The organism is bacterium, from assembly GCA_026708055.1.
Taxonomy (GTDB): Bacteria; Actinomycetota; Acidimicrobiia; order Acidimicrobiales; family CATQHL01; genus VXNF01.
Map to the genome: position 1 here is coordinate 54,843 of JAPOVS010000052.1, position 24,342 is coordinate 79,184.

Annotated in this window: 22 protein-coding genes and 1 pseudogene; 19 read left to right on the forward strand and 4 right to left on the reverse strand. The window is 69.7% G+C overall.

Going from position 1 to position 24,342, the window contains the following annotated elements; genetic code table 11:
* Positions 1 to 208 precede the first annotated feature (208 nt).
* From OXG55_11410 to OXG55_11480, 15 genes are all read left to right on the forward strand, one after another.
* Positions 209 to 1,603: an ammonium transporter gene (locus tag OXG55_11410; protein MCY4103844.1), complete on the forward strand. Its 1,395-nt coding sequence runs from the start codon at positions 209 to 211 to the stop codon at positions 1,601 to 1,603.
* Between the two features lie 137 nt (positions 1,604 to 1,740).
* Positions 1,741 to 3,762 carry a hydantoinase/oxoprolinase family protein gene (locus tag OXG55_11415; GenBank protein MCY4103845.1) on the forward strand — a complete coding sequence of 674 codons (2,022 nt, stop codon included), beginning with the start codon at positions 1,741 to 1,743 and terminating at the stop codon, positions 3,760 to 3,762.
* 79 nt (positions 3,763 to 3,841) lie between these two features.
* Positions 3,842 to 4,588 carry an aspartate/glutamate racemase family protein gene (locus tag OXG55_11420; protein MCY4103846.1) on the forward strand — a complete coding sequence of 249 codons (747 nt, stop codon included), beginning with the start codon at positions 3,842 to 3,844 and terminating at the stop codon, positions 4,586 to 4,588.
* Between the two features lie 56 nt (positions 4,589 to 4,644).
* Positions 4,645 to 5,652 carry an ABC transporter permease gene (locus OXG55_11425; GenBank protein ID MCY4103847.1) on the forward strand — a complete coding sequence of 336 codons (1,008 nt, stop codon included), beginning with the start codon at positions 4,645 to 4,647 and terminating at the stop codon, positions 5,650 to 5,652.
* A complete protein-coding gene (locus tag OXG55_11430; protein MCY4103848.1) occupies positions 5,649 to 6,668 on the forward strand; it encodes an ABC transporter permease in 1,020 nt (339 codons plus the stop codon). Before OXG55_11425 ends, OXG55_11430 begins: the two co-directional genes overlap by 4 nt.
* A gap of 20 nt (positions 6,669 to 6,688) precedes the next feature.
* Positions 6,689 to 7,687 (forward strand): ABC transporter ATP-binding protein, encoded by a 999-nt coding sequence (locus OXG55_11435; protein ID MCY4103849.1) that lies wholly within the window; start codon positions 6,689 to 6,691, stop codon positions 7,685 to 7,687.
* Positions 7,684 to 8,697: an ABC transporter ATP-binding protein gene (locus tag OXG55_11440; GenBank protein ID MCY4103850.1), complete on the forward strand. Its 1,014-nt coding sequence runs from the start codon at positions 7,684 to 7,686 to the stop codon at positions 8,695 to 8,697. Before OXG55_11435 ends, OXG55_11440 begins: the two co-directional genes overlap by 4 nt.
* A gap of 18 nt (positions 8,698 to 8,715) precedes the next feature.
* Positions 8,716 to 10,449, forward strand: coding sequence for a hydantoinase B/oxoprolinase family protein (locus OXG55_11445; protein MCY4103851.1), 1,734 nt, complete (start codon positions 8,716 to 8,718; stop codon positions 10,447 to 10,449).
* Positions 10,446 to 11,666 (forward strand): amidohydrolase family protein, encoded by a 1,221-nt coding sequence (locus OXG55_11450; protein MCY4103852.1) that lies wholly within the window; start codon positions 10,446 to 10,448, stop codon positions 11,664 to 11,666. Before OXG55_11445 ends, OXG55_11450 begins: the two co-directional genes overlap by 4 nt.
* A complete protein-coding gene (locus tag OXG55_11455; GenBank protein MCY4103853.1) occupies positions 11,663 to 12,973 on the forward strand; it encodes a Xaa-Pro peptidase family protein in 1,311 nt (436 codons plus the stop codon). The genes OXG55_11450 and OXG55_11455 overlap by 4 nt, the downstream gene beginning before the upstream one ends.
* A 148-nt stretch (positions 12,974 to 13,121) precedes the next feature.
* The gene (locus tag OXG55_11460; protein MCY4103854.1) at positions 13,122 to 13,862 is read left to right on the forward strand and encodes a glucose 1-dehydrogenase; all 741 of its coding nucleotides are present in this window, start codon (positions 13,122 to 13,124) and stop codon (positions 13,860 to 13,862) included.
* A gap of 142 nt (positions 13,863 to 14,004) precedes the next feature.
* Positions 14,005 to 14,388, forward strand: a complete 384-nt coding sequence (locus OXG55_11465) for a Rid family hydrolase (GenBank protein MCY4103855.1) — start codon at positions 14,005 to 14,007, stop codon at positions 14,386 to 14,388.
* Between the two features lie 51 nt (positions 14,389 to 14,439).
* Positions 14,440 to 14,928, forward strand: a complete 489-nt coding sequence (locus OXG55_11470) for a VOC family protein (protein ID MCY4103856.1) — start codon at positions 14,440 to 14,442, stop codon at positions 14,926 to 14,928.
* 109 nt (positions 14,929 to 15,037) lie between these two features.
* A complete protein-coding gene (locus OXG55_11475) occupies positions 15,038 to 15,715 on the forward strand; it encodes an L-2-amino-thiazoline-4-carboxylic acid hydrolase (GenBank protein ID MCY4103857.1) in 678 nt (225 codons plus the stop codon).
* Positions 15,716 to 15,757: 42 nt separating this feature from the next.
* The gene (locus tag OXG55_11480; protein ID MCY4103858.1) at positions 15,758 to 16,813 is read left to right on the forward strand and encodes an alcohol dehydrogenase catalytic domain-containing protein; all 1,056 of its coding nucleotides are present in this window, start codon (positions 15,758 to 15,760) and stop codon (positions 16,811 to 16,813) included.
* Between the two features lie 4 nt (positions 16,814 to 16,817).
* On the opposite strand, the gene OXG55_11485 is transcribed toward OXG55_11480, so the two are convergent.
* Together OXG55_11485 and OXG55_11490 are read right to left on the reverse strand one after the other, a co-directional pair.
* Positions 16,818 to 17,546, reverse strand: a complete 729-nt coding sequence (locus tag OXG55_11485) for an SDR family NAD(P)-dependent oxidoreductase (GenBank protein ID MCY4103859.1) — start codon at positions 17,544 to 17,546, stop codon at positions 16,818 to 16,820.
* Positions 17,547 to 17,632: 86 nt separating this feature from the next.
* Positions 17,633 to 18,124 carry a PPOX class F420-dependent oxidoreductase gene (locus OXG55_11490; GenBank protein ID MCY4103860.1) on the reverse strand — a complete coding sequence of 164 codons (492 nt, stop codon included), beginning with the start codon at positions 18,122 to 18,124 and terminating at the stop codon, positions 17,633 to 17,635.
* 162 nt (positions 18,125 to 18,286) lie between these two features.
* Here OXG55_11490 and OXG55_11495 point away from each other — a divergent pair, with 162 nt between their 5' ends.
* The 4 genes and pseudogenes from OXG55_11495 (at position 18,287) to OXG55_11510 (ending at position 21,779) form a co-directional block, all read left to right on the forward strand.
* Positions 18,287 to 19,393 carry a hypothetical protein gene (locus OXG55_11495; protein ID MCY4103861.1) on the forward strand — a complete coding sequence of 369 codons (1,107 nt, stop codon included), beginning with the start codon at positions 18,287 to 18,289 and terminating at the stop codon, positions 19,391 to 19,393.
* A gap of 71 nt (positions 19,394 to 19,464) precedes the next feature.
* Entirely contained in the window at positions 19,465 to 20,409 is a 945-nt protein-coding gene (locus OXG55_11500) for a dihydrodipicolinate synthase family protein (GenBank protein ID MCY4103862.1), read from the forward strand.
* A 77-nt stretch (positions 20,410 to 20,486) separates the two neighbouring features.
* Positions 20,487 to 21,533 (forward strand): ornithine cyclodeaminase family protein, encoded by a 1,047-nt coding sequence (locus OXG55_11505; GenBank protein MCY4103863.1) that lies wholly within the window; start codon positions 20,487 to 20,489, stop codon positions 21,531 to 21,533.
* Between the two features lie 36 nt (positions 21,534 to 21,569).
* Positions 21,570 to 21,779 (forward strand): annotated as a pseudogene (locus OXG55_11510) (NifU family protein).
* 319 nt (positions 21,780 to 22,098) lie between these two features.
* On the opposite strand, the gene OXG55_11515 reads toward OXG55_11510, so the two are convergent.
* Complete coding sequence (locus OXG55_11515; protein ID MCY4103864.1) at positions 22,099 to 22,995, reverse strand: hypothetical protein; 897 nt, start codon at positions 22,993 to 22,995, stop codon at positions 22,099 to 22,101.
* Complete coding sequence (locus OXG55_11520; GenBank protein MCY4103865.1) at positions 22,988 to 24,202, reverse strand: PglZ domain-containing protein; 1,215 nt, start codon at positions 24,200 to 24,202, stop codon at positions 22,988 to 22,990. Before OXG55_11520 ends, OXG55_11515 begins: the two co-directional genes overlap by 8 nt.
* Positions 24,203 to 24,342 lie beyond the last annotated feature (140 nt).

The window sequence follows — 24,342 nt, forward strand, 5'->3', positions numbered from 1 at the left end:
TGCTCATCCCGCCGGGGAGGTTACGGCCATCGTGGTGCCTTCGCGTTGATTTGGGTGTCCCGGCGCCGGCGCGGAAATCGCGGGCGGTGTCGGGCAAAGAAGGGTGGCAAGCGCCGCGCGGGGAGGTACGGTGCCGGTGCGCCAAGGGAGTCGCCCCTTCGTCCCTCGCCGGGCTCGACCGGCACGACTCGATCAGAGAGGCACTCCCGTGAAACGTCGAACATTGGTGGCGCTCGGCGTCACCGGCGCAGCAATCGCGGTCCTCACCACGCCGGCGGTGGCCCAGACCGATGATCCGTCGGTCGCCGTGCAGGCCGTTCTGGACAATGTCTGGGTCCTGGTGGCGGGCGCGCTCGTTTTCTTCATGCAGGCGGGTTTCGCGCTGCTGGAATCGGGGCTGACGCGGTCCAAGAACGTCACGAACATCATGGCCAAGAACCTGGCCGACATGAGCGTGGGTGTTCTGGCCTTCCTGGCGGTGGGCTACGCCCTGGCCTTCGGGGCCGGCAACGCCTGGTGGGGCACCGAGGGATTCTTCCTATCCGGCAGCGCCCTCTTCGAGTTCGGCTCCAGCGGCGTCGGCAACCTCTCGACGGCAACCTTCTTCTTCTTCCAGGTGGTATTCGCCGCCACGGCGGTCACGATCGCCTCGGGCGCGATGGCCGAGCGGGCGCGCTTCAAGGCCTACCTGCTCTTCAGCCTCGCGATGTCGGCGGTCATCTACCCGCTGGTCGTGCACTGGACCTGGGGCGGTGGCCTCATCGCCGACATCTCCATCGGCGGAGCCGTCTACAGCGACTTCGCCGGCTCGACGGTGGTGCATTCCACCGGCGGCTGGGCGGCGCTCATGGGAGCCATGTTCCTGGGGCCGCGCCTGGGCAAGTACGGGCCGGGCCGCACGCCGCGGCCGATCCCGGGCCATTCCATGCCGATGACGATCCTGGGCGTGTTCATCCTGTGGCTGGGCTGGTTCGGGTTCAACGCCGGCTCCGAACTCGCCGCCGACGGCGTCGTGATGGTCGTGGCGCTCAACACGGCCATCGCCGCGGCCGCCAGCACGCTGACAGCCGGCGCCGTCGTCTGGCTGAAGACCGGCAAGCCCGACGTCGCCATGGCCGGCAACGGCACGCTGGCGGGGCTGGTGGGCATCACCGCCGGCTGTGCCACCATGAACGTGCTGGGCGCGGTCGTCACCGGTGCGGTGGCCGGGGTGCTGGTCGTCTACTCGGTGTTCTTCATCGAGCGCAAGGGGATCGACGACCCGGTCGGCGCCGTGTCCGTGCACGGTGTCTGCGGGGTGTGGGGCACGCTTGCGGTGGGCTTTTTCGCCCGCTACGACGACGCCTTCCTGGGCAGGGACAACGCCGGACTCTTCTACGGCGGGGGCGGCTGGCAGCTGCTCGTCCAATTGGTGTTCGTGCTGATCGTGCTGGCCTGGACCGTGGTCACGACGGGGATCCTGTTCGCCGCGCTGCGTCGCTTCGGTGTGTTGCGCGTCTCCGCCGCCGAGGAGGCCCGGGGCCTCGACCTCGCCGAGCACGGCGCCGGCGCCTACCCGGCCGATCCCATGCCCCGCGACGAGCGCGCCTACGAGCAGCCGTGACGTCGGGGGTTGCCGCGAGCCCGCTTCGCCCCCGCCGCCGGACGGCCCCGCCGGCGCTCGTCCCGACGGTGCGCTGCGCAAGTGCCGCTGTGCACGGGCGCGTCTAGGATCGCGCCAGTCGCGGGGAGGAGAACCGGATGCGGGTCGGGGTTGACATAGGCGGGACGTTCACCGATGCGGTGTCCGTCGACGACGATGGGCGTATTCGCACGGCCAAGGTCCTGACCACGCCGCGGCGGCTGCACGACGGCGTGCTCGAGGCGCTCGAGCGGCTGGAGGTGGACTGGGGACGCCTTGACTCCATCACCCACGGCACCACCGCCGGGCTCAATGCGTTCCTCGAGCGCCGGGGCGCCCGCGTTGCGCTGCTGACGACCCGCGGCTTCCGCGACGTCTACGAACTGGGTCGGGCGAATCGCCCCGACATGTACAACGTGAAGTACCGGCAACCGACGCCGCTGGTGCCGAGGCGCTGGATCTTCGAGATCGACGAGCGCACCTCGGCCGACGGCTCGTCACTGATCGAGCCCGACGAGGACGCCGTACGAGCCTTGGGGCGCCGCCTCGCCGCGGAGTTCGAGGCGGTCGCCGTCTGCTTCCTGCACTCCTACGCCAACCCTGACCACGAGCAGCGAGTGGCCGAGTTGCTGGCCGACGTCGCGAGCGGGCTGGCGGTCGTCTGCAGTCACGAGATCGCGCCGGAGTGGCGCGAGTACGAGCGGACGAGCACGACGGTGATCGCCGCCTACGTGGCGCCCATCGTGCAGAACTACCTCGTCGAGTTGGAGCAGGAGGTGAGCGACCGCGGACTGCGCGGTCCACTGCGGGTGATGCAGTCCAACGGCGGTGTGATGATGGCGGCGATGGCCCGCCGCAAGGCGATCCAGACGCTCTTCTCCGGACCGGTCGGAGGCACGATCGCGTGCGTGGCGGTTGCCGAGGATCTGCGCGACGAAGTGGACGTGAGCCGGCTCATCTGCATCGACATGGGCGGCACGTCCTTCGACGTGAGCCTCGTGGTCGACGGCGAGGCCGACGTGGAGTTGGAGTCCGAACTCGAGCGCCATCCCGTCCTCGCACCGACGGTTGCCATCCACACGATCGGAGCCGGCGGCGGCAGCGTCGGCCACGTGTCGGCCGGTGGCCTGCGCGTGGGCCCCCGCTCGGCCGGCGCCGAACCGGGACCGGCATGCTACGGCGGCGAAGGGATCGAGCCCACCGTCACCGATGCCAACCTGCGCCTGGGCCGTCTCCCGTCCGTCGCCCGCCTGGCAGGCGGCATGGCTCTCGAGGCCGGCGCCGCCGAGGCTGCCCTGGAGACAGTCGGCGAGACGTTGGGACTGGACGCCGACGCGCTCGCCACGGGCATCGTGGCGGTCGCCGACGCCACGATGGCCAATGCCATTCGCGAGATCACGGTGCTGCGCGGCATCGATCCCCGCAGCTTCGCCCTCGTGGCCTTCGGCGGTGCCGGGCCGCTGCACGCCCCCGCCATCGCCGACGAGTTGGATATCGACACGGTGATCGTGCCTGCCGATCCCGGTGTCCTGTCGGCGTACGGCATGCTGCACGCCGACATCCGCCACGATGTCGTGCAGAGCTTCTATGTCGGAGTCGCCGAAGTCGAACCGGAGACGCTGGAGGCGACGTTGGCCGAGTTGGCCGAGCGTGCCCGCCTGCTGGCCAAGGAGGACGGCGTCGACGAGCGCGCCATCGACCTGGAATCCTCGGCCGATCTGCGTTACGTCGGCCAGGAGTACACGGTCACGCTCCCGGTGGGGACCGACGAGCCCACAGAGCAGATGCTGGCGGATCTGCCCCAGCGCTTCGCCGAGGCGCACGAGGTGCGCTATGGGCACAGCAATCCGGCCGAGGACGTGGAGTTCGTGAACCTGCGGATGGCGGCCCGCGGCTCGCTGCAGCGGCCTTCGGCCGTTGACCTGCCGACCGGTGCGGCGGGTGAGCCGATCGCCGTCGAGCGCACGTGGTTCGGGGGCACCTGGTTCGAGACGCCGGTGCATCGCCGCGAGGCCCTCCCGGCAACCGCCGCCATAGACGGCCCGGCCATCGTCCTCGAAGATGCCTGCACGACCCTTGTGCCGCCCTCCTGGACGGCGACCGTCTCGGCGCGGGGCCACCTCGTGCTGCGCCGGTCCTGAAGCGCCCGGATCCGCCGCCCGCTGCCACGACCAACGATCGAAGCGACCGAGTGAGACCGCAACCGAGGAGACGCCCGCCATGCGCATTCTGCTGATCAACCCACTGGGAGTGAATGTCTACGACGAGCTCGTCGACGAAGTGGTGCGACCCGCACTCAGTTCGGACACAGAGCTGACGGTGCGCTCGCTCGCCGGTACCGGCGTACCCGAGACGGCGTTCCTGCCGGCGGCGTCACTGCTCCTGAACCAGCTGCTTTCGGCTGTGGAGCAGGGCGAGCGCGACGGCTACGACGCGGTCGTGATCGGCTGTGCCTCCGATCCGGGGTTGGTGGATGCGAAAGAGCTCGTGTCGATCCCGGTCACGGCGCCCATGGAGGCGGCCGTCGCCACCGGGCGCGCCTTCGGGCGGCTGGGCGTCGTGGCGCCGCGCATCGAGAGCGGCGAGGGCGAGAACCTGCCGCAGGACGCCAACTGGGCGCGTCGCCTCGTGAGTTCGTACGGAGGCGACCCGATCTTCGCGGGCGTGTTCTCGGCGCCCTGCCCGCACCCGCCCGCCGACCTGGTGGAGGAGCTGCTCGCCGAGGATCCGCGGAAGCTGCGGGCCACCGTTCGCGACGGGATGGCGTCGTCGATCTCGGGACCGGCGGGCGACGCCGCCGAGGCGGCCTGGCGCGATCACGACGCCTCGGTGCTGTTCTTCGCCTGCACGATCTGGTCGGGCCTGCTGGATCCGGTTCGCGACCGGGTGCCCGTGCCGGTGCTGGATCCGCTGATCACACCGGTCCGCTATGCCGAGATGCTGGCCGGCGCAGGCCGGAAGTTCTGACTTCATGACCCACCGCCCGATCGCCCCGGTCGGAGGATCCCTCAGGGAGCGCTGACGTGCCGCTCGCCATCTACATCGGTCGCCGCCTGGTGTTCCTGGTGGTGGCGTTGTTCGGCGTGTCACTCATCACATTCGTCGTCACTCGGGTCCTGCCCGGCAATCCCGCATACCTGATCGTCGGCGTGCAGGCCGACGAGTCCACCGTCGAGGCGGTCATCGAGCGCCTGGGACTCGACGAGCCGATCATCAACCAGTACGGCCACTACATGCGCCAGCTCTTCACCGGCGACCTGGGTGACAGCTGGCGCACCAAGAACCCCGTGACGACCGACATCGCCGACCGCTGGCCAGCCACCATCGAGTTGGCCACGGCCGCGGCGATCCTGTCGATCTGCTGGTCGGTGCCCTTCGGCATCGTCTCCGCACTCCGGCGGCGATCGCTCTCGGACCGTCTGGCCAACGTGGCCTCGGGCCTGGGCGTGTCGATCCCCGAGTTCTGGTTGGGGATCATCCTGATCCTGGTCTTCTTCTTCCACCTGGACTTCGCGCCCGCGCCCATCGGGCGGTCGCTGGGGACGGTACCGCCGGAGGTCACGGGGCTCTACACGCTCGACTCGGTGATCGCGGGCGACTGGGGGGCGCTGCGCTCGTCGCTGGCGCAGCTCGCCCTGCCGGCCGTCACGCTGGCCATTACCACCGGCGGGCCGCTGTTGAGGGTCACCCGCGGGTTCATGCGCGAGACCATGGCCTCGCACCACATCCGCTCGGCGCGGGCGCTGGGCGTGCCGGAGCGCTCGATCGTCCTCCGTCACGCCCTGCCGAACGTGTTGCTGCCGGTGTCCACGATGGTGGCCCTCATGTACGGCTACCTGCTGGGCGGCACGGTGCTGGTGGAGTTCGTGTTCGCCTGGCCCGGCATAGGCAAGTACGCCATCGACTCCATCGCCGCCTCGGACTACGCGCCCGTGCTCGCCGCCGTGTTGCTCAGCGCCTGCAGCTACATCCTGGTCTACCTGGTGATGGACATCCTGCACTTCATCATCGACCCGAGGACGCGCACGTGAGCGTCGTCTCGCCGCGCGCCTCGGGCAGCACCGCCCCGGAGGGAATGGGGCGGGTCGTTGCCGCGGCCCGTGCGCGACCGGTCCGCGTTCTCGTGGCCGTCGCCATGATGGCGGTCCTCCTCGTCGCCCTCGTGTGGGACCCGGAGTGGCGGGAGCTCCGCGTGGTCCTGACCGTGCTGGCGATCCTGATTGCCCCCGCTGTCTGGGACGCTCAGCGCCGAGAGGTCCGCCCCGCCGTGGCCGTGATGCTGGCCCTGATCCTGCTGGCCCTCATCGGGCCGCTCTTCACGCGCGATCCGCTCATGCTGAACGTCGGTGAGGCGCTGGGGGCGCCCGGCGGCGACCTCTGGTTCGGCACCGACCAGCACGGCCGCGACATCTTCGCCAGGGTGATACACGGCGCACAACTCGACCTGGGCGTGGGCTTCAGCGCAGCCGCGCTCGCCGTGGTGGTGGGCATGCCCCTCGGTGCGCTGTCGGTGTTCGCCGCCGCGCACATCAAAGGGGGCGGCCTGTTCGACTCGGTGCTGCTGCGCATCTCGGAGTCGTTCCAGGCCTTCCCCACCCTGCTGCTGGCGCTCGGCATCGTGGCCGCCGTCGGCCCGAGCATCCCCATCCTGATCTTCATCATCTCCATCGTGAACGTGCCGGTGTACCTGCGCCTCACCCGCAGCGCCGTGGCGCCCATCGTCAATGCCGACTTCGTGTTGGCGGCCCGCTGCGCCGGCCAGCCGGTGCTCAGGATCCTGTTGCGTCACATCCTGCCCAACGTCAAGCAGGTGGTCCTGGCGCAGTTCTCGGTGAACGTGGCCTGGGCCATCCAGATCCTGGCGGCTCTCAGTTTCGTGGGCCTGGGCGTGCCCGTTCCCACACCGGAATGGGGCGCCATGGTGCGCGACGGCTACGAGCAACTGGTCTACGGCCGGTGGTGGGTGGCGCTGTTCCCCGGCCTGGCGATCCTGTTCGCCGTCCTGACGCTGAACCAGCTCTCCGATCGCGTGAGGCACACGACGTGAGCGCCGCGGACGGGAACGGGATGACGGTTCCGCACGCTGTGGATCCGGCGGCGCCGGATGGTGGCGAGATCCCCGTCCTCGACGTGTCCGACCTGACGGTCGGCTTCGGTTCGGCCGACAAGCGGCGCTCCATTCCCCTGCAGGGGATCCGCCTGCAGGTCGCCGCGGGCGAGCGGATGGCCCTGGTCGGCGAGTCCGGGTCGGGCAAGAGCCTGACCGCGGCGGCGGTCCTGGGGCTCCTGCCCGAGGGTGCCGAGGTCATCCGGGGCTCCATCCGCCTCGACGGCGAGGAGCTCATCGACGCACCCGAGCGCCGGCTGCGCGAGTTGCGGGGCGGTCGCATGGCGATCATGTTCCAGAACCCCCGTGCGTCCCTGAACCCCGTCCTGACCGTGGGCGGGCAGATCGCCGAGGTGATCCGGGTGCACGGCGACGCCGGTCGCAGGGAGAGCTGGACCCAGGCAGTGGACCTGCTGGCGGAGATGGGCATTCCCGACGCCGGCCGCCGGGCCAAGGACTACGTGCACCAGTACTCGGGCGGCATGGCGCAGCGGGCCGCGCTGGCCATGGCGCTGTCCTGCCGTCCCGATCTGCTCATCGCCGACGAACCCACCACCGGTCTCGACGCCACGCTGCAGCAGCAGGTGCTGGAGTTGGTGGTCGAGCAGGTGGCCTCGCGGGATGCGTCGCTGTTGCTGATCACCCACGACATCGCCGTGGCCCGCGCTCACTGCGAGCGGACGACGGTCATGTACGCGGGTCGTGTGATGGAGGTCGGGCCGACCGACGCCGTCGTCGAGAGCCCGAAGAATCCGTATACGAGCGCCCTGCTCAAGGCGTTCGTGACGGTCGATCAGCGCCGGATGTACGCCATCAGCGGCGTCGTGCCGACACTGGTCGGCGAGCTCGGTGAGTGCGCCTTCGCCGACCGATGCCCCCTGGCCGGCCCCGAGTGCCGAGAGGACGTCCCCGCCCTGCGTCCCGTCGGAGACCGCCAAGTGGCGTGCGTGAAGGCATGAACGCAGAGGCCACCGCCGCCGGCCCGGTCGTCGAGGTCCGCGAGCTGGTGAAGGACTACGTGACCCGCGACGCCCGGCTGCGACAGCGCATCTCGCGCGCCGTCGACGGTGTCAGCTTCCGGATCCACGCGGGCGAGACGTTCGCGATCGTCGGCGAGTCCGGGTCGGGCAAGACGACGGTGGGGCGGGTGCTGCTGAAGCTCACGTCGGCAACCGACGGCACGGTGGTCTTCCGCGGCGACGAGATCCTGGACATCAAGGAGCGCCACTTCCGTCCGGCGCGGCGCCACATGCAGATGGTCTTCCAGGATCCGCTGGCGGCGTTCGACCCGCAGGCGACCATCCGCTCGAGCCTGCGCGAGTTCACCCGGCTCCGCGGCATCCAGACCCGTGCCGAGGAGAACGAAGCCATCGCCGAGGCGGTGCGGAGCGTCGGCCTCGAACCCGAGATCGCCAACCGCCGGCCGTCGCAGGTCAGCGGCGGGCAGCTTCAGCGTCTCAGCATCGCCCGCTCGTTGCTGCCCGAACCCCACCTGCTGTTCCTCGACGAGCCCACGTCGTCGCTCGACGTCTCCATCCGCGGCCAGATCGTCAACCTGCTGCTGGACCTGCAGGAGCAGAACGAGCTGGCCTTCCTCCTCGTCGCCCACGACCTTCGGGTGGTCTACGCCATGGCCCACCAGGTGGCGGTCATGTACCTGGGCCAGTTCGTGGAAGTGGGTTCACGGGATCAGGTCTACGCCAACGCCCGGCATCCCTACACGCGCGGCCTGCTGGACGCCGCCGAGTTGGACGAGCCGCCGCGCCGCGGCGAGCCGGTCCGCCTCGTCGGCGAGATCAGCGAGGAGGCGGCCAAGAAGCCGGGCTGCCGCCTGACGCTGCGTTGCCCGTTCGCGGTCGACCGCTGCGAGGAGCCGCAACCCCTCCGAGAAACCGAGGCCGGGCATCTCGTGCGATGCTGGCGGGCGATCGAGCAGCCCGTCGAAATCGGCCTTCCGTCCGACGACTGAGAACCAAGGAGCATCCCCATGTCACAAGGCGCCCCGCCACAGGTCGATCCGGTCACCACCGAGGTGATCCGCAACGCCTTCATCTCGATCGCCTCGCAGATGAACAACAACCTGGCGCGGTCGGCGTACACGCCGATCATCTACGAGATGAAGGACTGCTCGGTGGGCCTGTTCAACCAGAACGCCGAACTGCTGGGCCAGGCGCCGGGCCTGCCCATCTTCCTGGGGAGCCTCGAAGCGGCGATCAACGCCACGACCGAGCACTTCGGCGGTCCGGAGATCTACCGGCCCGGCGACGTCTACGCCGTGAACGACAGCTATCTGGTCGGCAGCCACCTCAACGACGTGAGCGTCTTCTCCCCGATCTTCTACGGCGGCGAGTTGGTGGGGTTCGGCGCCACCAAGGCGCACTGGATGGACATCGGCGCCAAGGATCCCAGCCAGACGAACGACGCCACGTCGATCTACGAGGAGGGCTACCGGCTGGGCCCCACCCACCTGTACCGGGAGGGCCGGCCCGAGACGGGCGTGCTGCAGTTCATCACCCGCAACAGCCGCCTGCCCCGATCCATCTGGGGTGATCTGCACGCGCAGATCGCCGCCTGCCGCACCGGTGAGCGGCAACTCGGCGAGCTGATGGACCGGTTCGGCCGCGCCACGGTCGAGGAGGCGGCCGAGGTGGTCTTCGAGCAGTGCGAGCGCCTCGACCGCGAGGCCGTGGCGGCCATCGCCGACGGCACGTTCGTCACCGAGGGCCAGATGGACAGCTGGGGCCCCGGCGGAGGGCCTGTGTACGTGCGCGCCACCGTGACCGTCGAGGGCGATGAGATGGTTCTGGATCTGGACGGGTCCTCGCCGCAGACACCGGGCTGTATGAACTGCGGCTTCGCCCAGACGGTTGCCGCCGCCTGCCTGGCCTACAAGCTCCTCATCAATCCGGAGGTTCCGGTCACGGGCGGCACGTTCCGGAACCTGCGGGTGCTGGCGCCGGAGGCTTCGATATTCGACGCCAGGGAGCCGACGGCTTGCCAGTACTACTTCCCGCATCTAGGGCTGATGATCGATCTGTTCATCAGCGCCCTGGCGTCGGGTATGCCCGAGAAGGTGGTCGCCGCCCAGCCTGCCGATCCGATGAACGTGCTCTTCGTCGGCAAGGATCCCGAGACGGGTGATCCGTTCGTAACGGGTGAGGCCACGGCGGTGGGTTGGGGCGCCTGGTCCGGCGGCGACGGCACCAACGGGATGATCAACTACGGGGGTGGCGACCTGAAGAACATCCCCGTGGAGGTCCTCGAGTCCCGCTACCCCATCAGGGTGCACCAATATGCCGTCTCCCCCGACTCCGGCGGGCGCGGCCGCTGGCGCGGCGGCCTCGGCGTGGTGCGTGAGTACGAGGTGCTCGCCGACGGGGTCACCCTCTCCACGTGGTTCGAGCGCACGACGACACGCGCTTGGGGGCTGTTCGGCGGCGAGCCGGGCGGCACCACCGACGCGGTGATCACCGTCGACGGGGAATCAACGCCGGTACTGAAGGTGAATCGCTTCCCGGCCCCGGCCGGCAGCCGCCTGCGGGTCGTCACCGGCGGCGGCGGCGGCTACGGCGATCCCGCCGAGCGCAGCGAGGAGGACCTCCGCCGCGACCTCATCGAGGGCTACACCACGGTTGTGCCGCCGGGGCTGGACATCGACCTCGGCAACGGCGCAGCGGGCAACGGCGCAGCGGGGAACGGCGCAGGGGGGAACGGGTCATGAGCGTCCCCGCCGGGCCGCTGCGGATCCGGGGCGCCTCCTGGCTGGACGTCGCCACCGGCGAGTCGGCCCCGTGCGACCTGCTGGTGGACGACGGGATGATCGAGCGGGACGACGGGCGCGAGGCGCCGACCACCGACGCCTCGGGGATGACCGCCATGTACGGCCTGTGGGACTGCCACTCCCATCCCGGCGGCCTCATGTACGACAACGCCGGAGTGGGGTTCTTCGAGGGGCTGCCGGACCGCACCATCCGCGCCGGGGAGAACTTCGCCGGTGCGGTGGCGGCGGGCGTCACCGGCGTGCGCTGCCTGGCCGAGGGCGACGAGTTGGACCTGGCATGGGGCCGGGCCTATGCGGCCGGGACGTCACCCGGCCCGCGGGTCACCGGCGTGGGTCGCGCCATCCGCACGACCGCCGGCCACGGCACCTGCTTCCCGCGGCACTACACGCGCATGGAGTTGGAGTTGGTCTGCGACGGTCCCGATGAGATGGCCCGGGCGGTGCGCCGTCAGCTGGAGCGCGGCGCCCAGTGGATCAAGATCATGCTTACCGGCGGCCTCTACAGCCCGCACGAGACCTGCGACGGGGGGCAGTTCACCGCCGCCGAACTGGACGCGGTCATGGACGTGGCCAACCTGCGGGGCATCCCGGTGGCGGCACACTGCGGCGGCGCCGAGCCGGCGATCGCCTTCTCCGAGCGTGGCGGGCGGTCGGTGGAGCACGGCTACATGCTGAACGAGGAGGCCGCCGCCGTCATGGCCGCCAACGGCACCTGGCTGGTGCCAACGGTGGGCGTCACCCACGACCAGGAGTACATCGAGGCCGAGAAATGGCCGAAGCACGCCGCCGAGCGGTCCCGGGAGGTTCTGCCCCACCACGCCGAGGCGCTGAAGATGTGCATCGCCGCTGGCGTGCGCATCGCCACCGGCGCCGATCTGAACCCCATCGGTGTGCGCCTCCACCGCGAGCTGGAGATGCTCGAGCGGGCCGGCATGGACCGGCGCTCGGTCCTGCACGCCGCCTCGGCTGGCGGTCGCGAGCTGAACGGGTTCGGCGGTGCCACCGCGGCGGTGCCCGGCGCCGCGGCCGATCTGATACTGCTGGAGGAGAACCCCATGGACTCCCTGCAGGCGCTGCGGAAACCACGGCTGGTGATCACCCACGGCCGCCCAGCGGCCGGCGAGATGGCCCGGGGATTGATCGGAGATTCGCCATGACAAATGCAACCGGTTGCGACTACCCCGGCGGCGGCACCCATCCTGATGGAGGGCAACCCGATGGACACTCGGCGTGTGCTGCGGCGCTCGCGGTCCCTGATCAGCCACCGCCGCCCGCCGCCCGGCGAGACAGCCCGGGGGATGTCGCCAGCGTCGCCATCACAGTTGAAGGAACCTCCGGCTACGCCGCCCGCCGCGCGACGTTCGGCAGGATCCTGGCCGCCGCCGACGTGGACCTGGCGTGGCTCCCCACCGGGGGCGACCTTGAGTACCTCACCGGCCTCCAGAGGCGGGTGCCGACGTTCGGCGACGTGAACTACACGCACGGCTGGGTGGCCGGCGCTTTCATGCTGCCCGGGCGCGACCCGATCTTCCTGCTGCCGCGCAACTTCGTGGAGTTCGACCTCCCCGAAGGCGTTCCCGGCGAGGTCATCAGCGTGGACGAGATGGACGACGGCGACGCCCTGTTCGCGCAGGCCGCGGCCGCTCTGGGCCCCGCCGAGCGGATCGCCGTCGGCGCCCGAACCTGGGGCTCGGCCATCATGCGCCTGCTGGCGGCCTTCGGCGGGGCGGAGTTGGTGGATGCCAGCAAACTCGTGAACCGCATGCGCCGGATCAAGACCCCCGACGAACTGGCCCTCATGAAGCGGGCCTGCTCTCTCGCTGACACCGCCATGGCCGAGGTCAGCGATCGCGTCCGCGCCGGTGTCACCGAACTGGAGTTGGGCGAGGAGGTGAACTACCACCTGCTGCGCCTCGGAGCGCGCACGTGGTCGTTCGACACCGCCGTCTGGTCGATGGGTCCCGGCGACGCCCGCGACGCCAACGTGCGGATCTCCCAGCAGGCGCTGCGCGGCGATAGCGGGATCTCCTTCGACTTCGGCGCCGTGATCGAGGGCTACTGCTCCGACTTCGGTCGCACCATCCACATCGGCGACCCCGGCGAGGAGTACCGGCGGGTCTACGAGGTCGTCATGGCGGCCCAGCAGGCCGGCATCGACACGGTGCGACCAGGTGTCACCGCCTCGGCGGTGCACCGGGCCACGCGCCAGGTGATCGTCGACGCCGGCTACGGCGACTGGTTCCGCCACCGCACCGGCCACTGCATCGGCCTGGACGTGCACGAGGAACCGTTCATCTCGCCCGAGGACGAGACGTCCCTGGAGGCCGGCATGACCTTCACCATCGAGCCGTCGGTGTTCTGGCCCGGACGGGTGGGCGTGCGGGTCGAGGACGTCGTGGTCTGCACGGCCGACGGCGGGGTCAAGCTGAACGAGTACTCCACCGACCTGGTGGCCAACGACTGAGGATTGCGATCGTGGCGGGTGTCCGGGCGGGGCCGCCGGTGGCCGTCGTCGGGAGCGTCTGGCGAAATCGCTCCGCCGGCCGGCCCCCGGCGTCCCCACCCTCGCGCGCGGCGGGTGTCCGGTTCGCTGAGGATCGGGAGGGACGGGGATGATGCAGGCGGCGGGCGCGCTCGTCACCGGCGGGGCGCGCGGCATCGGGCGGGCGATCGCCGAGCGGTTGGCGCGCCGCGGCGACACCGTGGTCATCGGCGACCTCGGGTCGACGGCGAACGCGACGGCCGCCGAACTCTCCGCGGAGGGGCTGGCGGTCCACGCAGCCGAACTCGACGTCCGCGACCCCGAGTCCTTGGCTGCTGCCGTCGGGCTCGTCGAGGAGTTGGCCCCGCTGGCGACGATGGTCAACAACGCCGGCGTGTGCTGGATCCGGCCCCTGGTCGAGGTGATCCCCCAGGAGTTCGACGACCTGATGTCGATCAACCTGCGCGGGGTGTTCTTCGGGATCCAGGCTGCCGCCCGCGCCATGGGAAGCCGCGGGGGCTGCATCGTGAACACCGCCTCCACGTCGGGATTCACCGCCTCGACCACCCCGATGGTGCCCTATGACACCTCCAAGGGAGCTGTGCGCATGCTCACCATCGCCGCCGCCCGCGAGCTGGCACCCGCAGGTGTCAGGGTGAACGCCGTGGCGCCCGGGACGGTTGACACCGACCTCACACGCTCGGTTCTCGACGACCCGGGGGTGCTGGAGCGTCAAGCGGCCGAGCGGATCCCCCTGGGCCGCCTGGGCAGGGTCACCGATATCGCCGCCGCGGTGGACTTCTTGAGTTCCGACGACGCCGCCTACATCACCGGCCACGTCCTGGTCGTGGACGGTGGCTGGCTGACGTGAGAGCGGCTGTCCGGGTGAGGCCGCCGGTGGCCGTCGTCGGGAGCGTCTGGCGAAATCGCTCCGCCGGCCGGCCCCCGGCGTCCCCACCCTCGGTTGTCGGCGGCTGTCCGGTTGGGGTAGCGATCTCTGGAAAGGAAGCAGCATGGCAGACGTCACCGTGACCACCGAGGATGCGCCGGAGCCGCGGGGACCGTATCCGCACGTCCGGATCGACGGCGACCACGTCTGGGTGACCGGCCAGATCGGCCGCGACCCGGCCAGCGGTGACTTCGTGACCGGCGGGTTCGAGCCCGAGTTCCACCAGGCCATCACCAACCTGGCGCAGATCCTCACTGAGGTGGGCTGCACGCTGGCCGACGTGGTGCAGACCTGCGTGCAGTTCATCGACGAGGACGACCTGGACTCCATGAATCGCATCTACGGCGAGCGGTTCGCCGTGCCGTACCCGGCCCGCACCAGCTTCGGCGTGGCTTTCCTCTGGAAGGGCGCCAAGGTGCAGATCGATTGCGTGGCCCGGCGCCCCTGACGCCCGCTGCGGCCGTACAGTCACCCGGTTCGAGACCCGAAAGGGGGCCCAATGTCCGAGGAATCACAGCCGCCGACCGGAGGCATCCGCCCTGACCTCTGGTCGCGGACCTACCAGATCGGAGTCGTCGTGCGCGACATCACCCAGGCGGCGGCCTTCTACGAGCGCCTCGGGATCGGGCCGTTCGAAGAGGGGCCGTCGGCTCACACCCTCGTCCGCAGGATCTACGGCAAGGACGCTCCGGACGTGGCGGTGAAGGGCCTCATCGCCCAGATGGGCAACATCGAGTTCGAGTTGCTGCAGCCGGTCGCGGGCAAGGGCATCCAGGCCGAGTTCCTCGAGCGTCACGGCGAGGGGGTCGTGCACCTCTGCGCCTATACCGATGACATCGACCGGGACATGGCCGACCTCACCGGCCTCGGTCACGAGGTGATCTCCTACGGGGAGGTCTCCGACGGCGGCCGCTTCGCCTACTTCGAGACCCGCGAGGTGGGCGGGCTCGTTCTGGAACTCTTCCAGCCGGGCGAAACCTTCACCTAGTTCCGCTGCCGGCGAGCAGCGTTCTCTGCCGGGCGTAGAATGCGGCGCGCCCGTCCGGCAGGAACCTGAATGAGCGCGCTGCGCCGAGACTGAACAAGGAGCGAATGGAATGGTCACCTACGACAGGGTCGAGATCGCCTACCCGGAGTTGAAGGACCTGGCCGACGCCATCGAGGACGGTCCCGGCGACCGGCTGGCGCGCACCAAGGAGGGGGGCACCGTCGACCACGACGGTCAGCGCCGTTACCTCGAGCGCTACTACGAGATCGCCGCCGACGACCCCATTCAGCAGGGCTGGGACGCCAACGAGAACGAGTTCCACGCCAAGACGAAGATCTTCTCGGTGCTGGCCGACGCGATGGAGGTCGAGCTCGGCAAGGAGGAGGGACGGGCGGCGGTCTCCCGTGCCCGCCGGCGCCAGGGCAAGGACATGGGCACGCAGATGGCCGAACGGTCACGAGCCAAGGGCGACCCGCTCAGCCTCAACAACTTCTTCAAGGAGTTCTGGAGCTACTTCGCCTGGTCGCCGAAGCTCGACACCGAGCGCTACTACGAGGAGGACGGCAACCTGGCGAAGTACGTCCTGCGACTCAACTGCCCCATCGGGGACTACCTGCGCGACAACGCCCCCGACGTGGAGTTCTCGTCCAACTTCTGCGACCTCGACGAGTTCATCGCGCTCACGTACAACCCCAATATCCGCTACTCCCGCAAGCGCTGGGTACCGGCGGGCGACCATTACAGCGAGCTGATCTGGGAGCTCGACAGCGAAGACGTCCTGGGCTGAGCTCTCCGGCATCCCCGTTCTTCGTTGGCTGAGGGCATACCGATGACCATGCGCGCCTTGTTGATGCTCGGCAAGAACCAGTTGGAGATGGCCGACATCGCCGTGCCGGAGCGGCCCGCCAACTGGGCGCTGGTGCGGGTGCGCGCCTCGGCGCTCGGGCTGTTTCACGAGCAGATGGCCGCCGGCATGATCGACACCAAGGGCCTGCCGCGGATCCTCGGCCACGAGATCGTGGGTGAGATCGTCGAGGCCGACTCACCGGCCACGCCGCCGCCGGGATCGCTGGTGGTGGCCGACGCCGTGGTGGGCTGCGGGGTCTGCGAGTGGTGCGTGCGCGGCAGCGAGAGCATCTGCCCCTGGATGACCCACCTGGGGATCGATCTGGACGGCGGCTTCGCCGAGTACGCGGTCGTACCCGAGTCCAACCTGTTCCTGCTGTCACCCGACACGCCGCTGGACGAGGCGGTGATGCTGTCATCGGCGCTGCCGGCGGCGGTCCACGGCATGCGCCGGTCGGGAATCGCCGCAGGCTCGCGCATGGTCATCTCCGGCGTCGGCAGCATCGGCTTCACGGTGTGCCAAGTGGCCCGGGCCATGGGCGCCACCAGCATCGTCGCAGCCGACGTTGCGGCCGATCACCTGGCTGCCGTCGAGCCCTGGGTGGATGCCACGGTCGACGTCTCGGGAATGTCGCCGAGTGAATCCTCAGAGGCGATCCGGGAGGCTCTCGGCGCTCCGCACGGCGCCGACCTGACTTTCGAGGCCTCGGGCCATCCCTCCAGCGTGGACACGGTGCTGCGCGCCGCCCGCCCGGGCGGGACCGTGGTGCTCATGGGCATCGTCCACGGCTCTGCCACGCTGCATTTCGAGGACTTCCTGTTCGATTGCATCAAGCGCGAACTCAACATCATCGCCACGTTCGGCTTCACCCGCGCCGACTTCCTCCTCGGCAACGCCCTCTACGAGTCCGGCGCCCTGGATCTGCGCCCGCTGATCGGCCCGACGGTGCCGCTCGAGGGCGTGCCCGCGGCCCTCGCCGCCATCGCCGCCGCCGGAACCGGCGGCAAGCGCCAGGTCGTCGATGTCGCCATCGACTGAACCGCTAACCGGCCAGCCAGCCTCCGTCGGCGGGGACGTAGGCACCGGTCATGAAGGAAGCGGCCTCGGACGTCAGGAAGGCGGCCAGTTCGGCGATCTCCTCCGGCTCGCCAGGGCGGCCCAAGGGCGTCTTGCTCATCAGCCATCCCCCCCGCACCGGGTCGGCGATGCTGTTGGCGCTCATGGGGGTGTTGATCACGCCAGGGCCGATCACGTTGACCCTGATGTCGTGGGCCGCGAAGTCCAGGGCAAGGCCTTTGCCGAGCATCAGCACACCACCCTTGGAGCTCACGTAGGCGGCGAAGTTGGGCAGGGCGATCTTCGAGTTGATCGAGCCGATCAGCACGATCGAGCCGCCGTGACCCTTGTGGCGCATCGCCCGTGCGGTGTGCTGGGCGGTGAGGAAGCAGCCGGTGAGGTTCACGTCCACGGTCCGGCGGAAGTCCTCCACACTGAAGTCGAGGCTGTGTCCGTGCAGTTCCATGCCGGCGCAGGCCACGACGTTGTGCAGGTCGTCGAAACGTTCGAGCGTGGCCTCCACCATGGCGGCGGTGGCGGCCTCGTCGGTCACGTCGAGCGCGAACGCCATCGCCCGGCCGAGGCCGCCGGCGGTCGCCGCGGCGCCGTCACCGTCCAGGTCGGCGCACACCACGGCGTCGCCGCGTGCGGCGAGCCGCCGGGCGGTGGCCGCCCCGATCCCACTGGCAGCGCCGGTCACAAGTGATACCTGCATGATGCTGTTCTCCTCGCTGGGACGGTCGTAGCCCGAAGCGGCGGCCGATCCGGGGTGGTCTGCCGCCGGTGGATGCTCGAGGTCGTTCAGGGACGCTCGTGGTCGTAGACGCGCTCGGGGCTGATAATGAGGATGACCCGCTCGGACTGGATGGGCGCCGGATAGGCGGTGCCCATGTACTTCATGGCGAGTTCCTCGATGTTCTCCCGAGCCTGCGGGCCCCGGATCTCGGCGGTCACCCGGCCCCGCACCTCGCTGAAGATGTAGGGGTTCTCGTTGTCCGGCAGCAGGATCGTGACGCGGGGGTCGGCCGCCACGTTGCGGTACTTGCGGCGGTGCACCTCGGTGTTCATGATGAGGTTGGTGCCGTCGGTGTCGACCCACATGACGTGGTTCTGCGGCTGCCCGTCCGGCAGCAGGGTCGAGAGGACGGCGAAGGTCTTGGCCTTGGCGCGGGCGATGGCCTTGTCGCTCAGCGGCTGGGTGGATGCGGCGGCGTTCATGGCGGTGGTTCTCCTCTCCGGCGCCCGTGCGTGCCGGTTCCGGGCACGGCGACGGCTCAGTCTAGGAACCTCCACCGGTTGCTCCCTCGATCGGGCTCCGAAGACCCGTCGACCGGAGCTCGCGGGGGCGCCGCGCCGGGTGGCGCCCACGGGCGCATGTCCGCATCCCGCCCTGGGCGTGGTAAGAACATCGCTCGTGCAGCCACACCAACCGACGCACCCGCCGGCGGCCCACTGATGCGCACGGTGCTGGTGTCGGGCGTGGGCGCCCTCGGCGGTTGGGCGCTGGAGTTCCTGGCGCGGGCACCGGGGGTTGACCGCGTCGTCACCGTCAAGCGCAGTCCCTGGCGGGGTCCGTCCTGGACGGCGATCGCCATGCTGGGTTCTGCCATCGAGGGGCACACGAAGCGGTTCGAGCACCATCAGGTCGACCTGGGCGACGAGCAGGCGATGGCCGGACTGCTGGAAGTGGTCCGCCCCGAGGCCATCGTCCACTCGGCCACGGTGCAGTCGCCCCGCTTGCTGAACAGCGCGGAGATCGCTCCTGCTCTTCGTGCCGAGGTCAGGGCCGCCACATTCGGGATGTGGCTGCCGTGGCACCTCTGGCCCGCCGCGCAGTTGACGCGTGCGGTCGAGCTGTCCGGCATCGACACGCACGTGGTGAACGCCTCCTTCCCCGACGTCGTCAACGTGGCGATCTGGCGGCGGTTCGGTCACGGCCCGTCTTCGGGCGCGGGCAATCTGGAGGTCTGCGCCGCACGCGTGCTGCGGTACGTCATGGCCGCCACCGGTCGACCCGCGGCGGACATCGAGGTGTCGCTCGTCGGTTCGCACGCGCTGCTGACCCGCGGCACCGTGGTGCCGCACCACTTCAGGCTGACCATCGACGGCGCCGACGCCACCGATCAGGTGGATCTGACCGCGGCACTGTCATCCTGGCCCGAGGCGATCGACTGGCACGGCGACGTCCCGAACTCGCTGTACGCCGGTTCGGCCGTGAAGAACGCGCTCGCCCTGGTGGGCACCGAGCCACTGGCGACGCACGTGTCCGCACCGATGGGACTGCCCGGCGGCTACCCGGCGGTCGTCGGATCCGGCACGGTGGAGTTGCGGCTGCCGCCCGACCTCACCGAGCCCGAGGCGGTGGCCATCAACGACAGCGCGGCCCGTTTCGACGGCGTCGAGCGCATCGAGCCCGATGGGACGGTCGTGTACACGGCCGACTCCCGAGCCGCCATGGAGAATCTCGGCTACCGCTGTGAGGCGGTGGAGTTCGACGATCTGTCGAGGCGCTGTGGGGAACTGAAGAACCTCTACCGGCGCCTGACATCGGAGGGGCGCTAGAACGGTGGACTCGGGCAGAACGGCGCCCCGGCGCCGTCGTCGCGGTCCGGCCGCAGCACGGGAAGGAAGAGATGCCTGAGTTCACTCGCAAACCACTCGAGGGGCTGTTGCCACTGATCCCGCTCAGCCTCGACGCCGACGAGCGGATCCACCTCGACGGCGTGCGTCACAGCATCGGCCTGGTGGCCGCCTCGGGGGCACCCGGCTGCATCGTGTTCGGCTCGATGGGGCAGATGACCAATGTGTCGCCCGGCGAGTTCGACGCGGTGTGCGAGACGGCTGTGGCGGCCGGAGGTGAGGCCGGCGTCGCCGTCGTGGTGGGGTCGACGGCCACCTACCAGCAGGAGGCCGTCCGCCGGGCGCGCTACGCCGAGGCCGCCGGCGCCGACGGGTCGATGCTGGCCGCCCCCTACGCCCTGCCGCTCACCCCCGAATGGGCCGCGGACTTCTTCTGTGCGGTGGCCGAGTCGCTGGACGGAGACATGGCGCTGATGCTCTACAACTACTCGCCGCTGAACGCGGTGAACATCTCGGTGAAGATGTGGGAGCGCCTGCTCGAGGTGCCCAACATCAAGGCCATCAAGGAGTCCAACATGGCGCTGCCGCACTTCGACGAGGTGCTGCTGACCATCGGCGAGCGGGTCAACGTGTTCTGTGGCAACGATCCGGCCTTCTTCCACGGCTCGCGGCTGGGAGCGGTCGGCGCCACCGGCATCTTCTGCTGGGCCGGCATGCGGACGGCCACGCGCTTCATCGACGAGTGTCGCAAGGGCAACCACGCCGACCCGTGGGTGCGGCGCGCCTACGAGGCCCTCCAGCAGCTCTCGGCGTCGATCCGCCGACCCGACATGCCGCTGATGCTGAGCTACGAGTACGCCTACTTGAAGGCCGTCGCCGAACTCGGCGGCGCCCGCCCGGGGATGCCCCGCAAGCCCTACGGCCCGTTGCCGGAGTTCGCCGCCGAACGGGTCCGCACGGCGGCCGGAGCGCTCATGGAGATGGAAGCAGAGCTGTGACCGTCCCGGGCCGGGTCCGCGTACCGTCATTCCGGCGGAGGCCGGAATCCAGGACCCGGTCGGCCTGAGTTGCGCCTGTGACCGTTCCGGAGCGAGGTCCGGGGGAGATCCTGGTGGTCTCCCGGCAGGAGGTCGAGGAGCTGCTCACGCCGGCGGCGACCCTGCAGCGTGTGCTCGACACGTTCGCCTGGGTCGGGGAGGGTCTGGTCGACCAGACCAACCCGGTGAACCTGTGGGTGCACGACCGCACCGCGCCCGGCCCCGAGCCGCCCTTCGGCTACGGCGTGGTGCAGGCCTTCCCGGCGCTGATCCGTCCCCTCGACCGGGCGGCACTGAAGTGGCTGAGCAGCTGGTCCAAGAATCCCCGCCGAGGGCTGCCGGCCATCTCCGCCCTGGATCTCGTCACCGACACCGAGACCGGCATGCCGCTGGCGCTGGTGGACGGGACGTCGGTCACCAACATGCGCACCGGCGGTCACGCCGCCGTGGGGGCCAAGTTCCTGGCCCGCCCCGACAGCAGCAGCCTGGCGATCATCGGCTGCGGCAATGAGGGGCGCACGCACCTCTGGCTGCTGGCCGAGCTGTTCGACCTGACACACGTGGTGGCGTTCGACATCGACGAGGCGGCCGCGACGCGCTTCGCCAACGAGGCCACTGAGAAGCTCGGCGTCGAGGCCGGCATCACCGCAAGCGTGGAGGAGGCCACCGCCGGCGCCGACATCGTCTGCGTGGTCACCACGGCGCTGCAGCCGGTGCTCATGGAGCCCTGGATCTCCTCGGGCACTCATGTCTGCGCAGCCACTGGCTTCCGGGACGTGGACCCGGCGTGCGCCCGCGCCTTCGACAAGTGGGTCGTGGGCTGGTACGGCCGCGACTTGGAATGGATCACCGGCGACGAGGTGGGCCGCATCGGCGGCCTCCAGGAGGGTCAGCTCACCCGGGACGACATCCACGCCGACATCGCCGGCGAGATCCTGGGGGGCGAGCGCCCGGGTCGTGAATCCGCCGACGAGCGCACGATAATGACCCACATGGGCATGCCCGCACTCGATGCCGCCTGCGCGGCACTGGTCTACGACCTGGCACTGGAGGCCGGGGCCGGAACCTGGATCGAGGTCTTCTGAGCGATGGATCGCCCCGAGCAACCGGGCCCGGTCGACATGGACCTGCTGGTCGGGGCGTTGGACTTCGTGCGCCCGGCCCTGCAGTCCGACGGCGGCGACCTCACGCTGCTGGGCGTCCGTGAGGACGGCGTCGTGGAGATCGAGATGATCGGCGCCTGCCGCACCTGCCCGCTGTCCATGGTCACCCTCACCGGCGGCATCGAGGCCGTCCTGCTCCAGCGCGTCCCCGGTGTGACCGGCGTCGTCTCCCGGCTGCCCGAGCCGGTCCAGTCCTCCAGCGCCCCACCGTTCAGCCCCGCCGAGGCCCTGGCCACCGCACAGGCCGCCAAATCGGCACCCGCCCCGGTCAAGCCCCCACGCCGCCGCATCCTGCGCCGCCGCTGATCGGCGCTCCACCCCCGTCGGGTGGGCGAGACCTTGCCTCCCGAAAGGCACTCATGCCGCTGGTGGCCATCCGGCTTGTGGATGGGTTCGTAGATGGGCCGATTTGCAGTTGTCCGAGGCGCGTGAGCTTGGTGACGAATGTTCCTCGGACGGTAACGCTGAGAACTCGAATCCTCAACTGTCAGCGGCGAGCAGTGCGCGGAAGGAGAGGACTTGTTCTTGTCCTTCGTGGCCCATGATCTGAAGCGCGATCTGGTAGCGGCCCGGGGCTGGGAGTGGGATGTGGCGCAGATCGATGACAGAGGGAATGATCAGTAAGCCCCGCTCTGATACACGTTTGAAGCGTAATGCGGTGTTCTACGTGGAACAATCCGCGTTGCCCGGGAATCTCGAGGCGCATGTTGAAGTTCCGCTCCGCCATGGGCACGAGGCGGCACAGCGCCAGCAGCTTGCCGCGCAGATCCAGTTCACGGGGTTCGAGGCCGACGGTGCGCACGACGAGGTCCAACCAGTCGTCCCGGCCGAACCCCCGGCGCCCGGCGACGAACTCGTCGAGGTCGAAGGCGGCGACCTGGATCGGCTTGAGCGCCCGGATGTAGAACGGCCGCTTCTGGGCCTCGTCCTCGGCGGGGTTGTAGAGCAGGTCGAGCTGGCACCAGACGCCGCCCTGGAGCAGCCGGTCGTACTTGTAGACGACGGTCTCGGGCACGTGGACGAACTTGTCGTTGAAGTTCTGCAGGTGCGCCCAGAACTTGTCGTCGCGGGCGAGCAGACGCACGTCGACCTTGTCGATGAGCCGGTACTCGCCCTTCTGCTTGACCCGCGCCTTGGCCAACTCGGACTGTTCGGGGCGGATGAAGTTCTCCCTCAGGGTCTTGTTGACGACACCCAGTCCCGCCTCGATCGACGACGGCACGTCGGAGGCGCAGTACTTGCCCAACAGGAACTCCAATACGTAGACCGGGACGTTGGCGCCCACCTTGACTTGGCGGACGAGGTCCTTGCGCACGACGCGCCCCGCGAAGGCGTCGTTGGCGAGTCCGTCGAGCCGGTCGAGTTGCATCACAGAATCAGTCAAGGTCTTCCTTCACCGTCACCGGCGCCGCGACCTCGACCCGCTCCGACGCCAGCGCCAAGCCGGTGCGGGCGTCGATCACCTGCAGGTCCACCTCGGTTCCGGCGGTCAGGTTCTCGGTGACCTGGAGGGTGAGTACGCTGGTCTCACCGGCGGCGACGGTCACCGACCCGCTGTCCGGATCGTACCCGTCACCGGAGACGACCCGTGCCACCACAGGGGCGCCGCTCCATCCGGCGACGACCCGCACCGTGACCCGGTCAGTGAACAGGTCACCGTCGAAAGTCAGGGCGGCGGAGAACACGCCGGTGGTGATCCGGCGCCCGGCCACGGTGATGGTGACTCTGAGCGCGCCGCGCTCGGGTTCGTGGCCGAGTTCTGCGACGATGATCGGGACGACCAATTCCTGGGGCGAGAGGCCGCCGTGGAAGAACTGGCGGCCACCACCGGCTTTGAACACCGCCAATCCGCGAGGCACGACCAGATCGAGGTCACCCGACACGCCGCAGGAGGCCAGGGGAACCCGCACCGTGGCGTCGTCCGGCACGCCGCCGCGGCCCACGAAGACCCGCCGCTTGGTTGTTCCGACGGCACCGGATGGGGCGGCGACGGTCCGGTCCGCGCCGACACCCCTGCTCAGCGCGATGAAGCCGTGGTCGGCGGCAACGACGACACGATCCACATCGCAGCGGGCGACGCGGGCCGTCAGCTTCGCCAGGAGTTCGATGACCGTCTCGAAGTCGGTCCAAGCGACCGACAGGAACCCCGATTCGCCCGCAGCATCGACCTCCTGGGAACGGATCAGGATTAGATCGGCATCGCCGATGCTCTCGGACAGTTCCACTTCGCCCATCTGGGACGCCTCGTTCAGATCAAGATCGGCTACACGGCCGTGTCGGGCCCGGAGAAGGTCGCGCCGGTGGCTGACTGTGCTCACCGGCGTGCCGGTGACGCTCACCCGCAGTTGCTCGCCTTCGAGCCCGAGCCGCAACCCTGCCGCGGCCCCGGGCAGCAGGTTCGCCATCCCCACCGAGGTGATCGTGGGCGCCGCGGCGATCGCGGCCTGGATCCGCACCGCCGCGCCGGTCTGTCGTAGAGCGCTTGCCAGTTCCTCACCCAGTTCGTAGCGCAGCGCATCAACCCAGACATAGGCCGTACGCCCGGACGCGCCAGCGACGAAGCGGTCGTGGATCTCGCCTTGGCGGATCATCTCGCCCACGTCGAGAGCCTCGGCGGCCAAGGCGGTGACGAAGCGGCGCAGCGCGGCGTCGAGCCACTGCTCGTATGCAATGCGCGCCGTGGTCAAGATGTCCTCCAGAGCACCGAAGGCAGCCAGCCGGGTGCGTGCGA

What these genes read in the sequence shown, in the direction of transcription:
- OXG55_11415 (MCY4103845.1), top strand. Translation starts at nt 1,741, where the DNA reads ATGCGGGTCGGGGTTGACATAGGCGGGACGTTCACCGATGCGGTGTCC.
- OXG55_11420 (MCY4103846.1), top strand. Translation starts at nt 3,842, where the DNA reads ATGCGCATTCTGCTGATCAACCCACTGGGAGTGAATGTCTACGACGAG.
- OXG55_11435 (MCY4103849.1), top strand. Translation starts at nt 6,689, where the DNA reads ATGACGGTTCCGCACGCTGTGGATCCGGCGGCGCCGGATGGTGGCGAG.
- OXG55_11440 (MCY4103850.1), top strand. Translation starts at nt 7,684, where the DNA reads ATGAACGCAGAGGCCACCGCCGCCGGCCCGGTCGTCGAGGTCCGCGAG.
- OXG55_11445 (MCY4103851.1), top strand. Translation starts at nt 8,716, where the DNA reads ATGTCACAAGGCGCCCCGCCACAGGTCGATCCGGTCACCACCGAGGTG.
- OXG55_11450 (MCY4103852.1), top strand. Translation starts at nt 10,446, where the DNA reads ATGAGCGTCCCCGCCGGGCCGCTGCGGATCCGGGGCGCCTCCTGGCTG.
- OXG55_11455 (MCY4103853.1), top strand. Translation starts at nt 11,663, where the DNA reads ATGACAAATGCAACCGGTTGCGACTACCCCGGCGGCGGCACCCATCCT.
- OXG55_11460 (MCY4103854.1), top strand. Translation starts at nt 13,122, where the DNA reads ATGATGCAGGCGGCGGGCGCGCTCGTCACCGGCGGGGCGCGCGGCATC.
- OXG55_11465 (MCY4103855.1), top strand. Translation starts at nt 14,005, where the DNA reads ATGGCAGACGTCACCGTGACCACCGAGGATGCGCCGGAGCCGCGGGGA.
- OXG55_11470 (MCY4103856.1), top strand. Translation starts at nt 14,440, where the DNA reads ATGTCCGAGGAATCACAGCCGCCGACCGGAGGCATCCGCCCTGACCTC.
- OXG55_11475 (MCY4103857.1), top strand. Translation starts at nt 15,038, where the DNA reads ATGGTCACCTACGACAGGGTCGAGATCGCCTACCCGGAGTTGAAGGAC.
- OXG55_11480 (MCY4103858.1), top strand. Translation starts at nt 15,758, where the DNA reads ATGACCATGCGCGCCTTGTTGATGCTCGGCAAGAACCAGTTGGAGATG.
- OXG55_11485 (MCY4103859.1), bottom strand. Translation starts at nt 17,546, where the DNA reads ATGCAGGTATCACTTGTGACCGGCGCTGCCAGTGGGATCGGGGCGGCC.
- OXG55_11495 (MCY4103861.1), top strand. Translation starts at nt 18,287, where the DNA reads ATGCGCACGGTGCTGGTGTCGGGCGTGGGCGCCCTCGGCGGTTGGGCG.
- OXG55_11500 (MCY4103862.1), top strand. Translation starts at nt 19,465, where the DNA reads ATGCCTGAGTTCACTCGCAAACCACTCGAGGGGCTGTTGCCACTGATC.
- OXG55_11520 (MCY4103865.1), bottom strand. Translation starts at nt 24,202, where the DNA reads ATGATCCGCCAAGGCGAGATCCACGACCGCTTCGTCGCTGGCGCGTCC.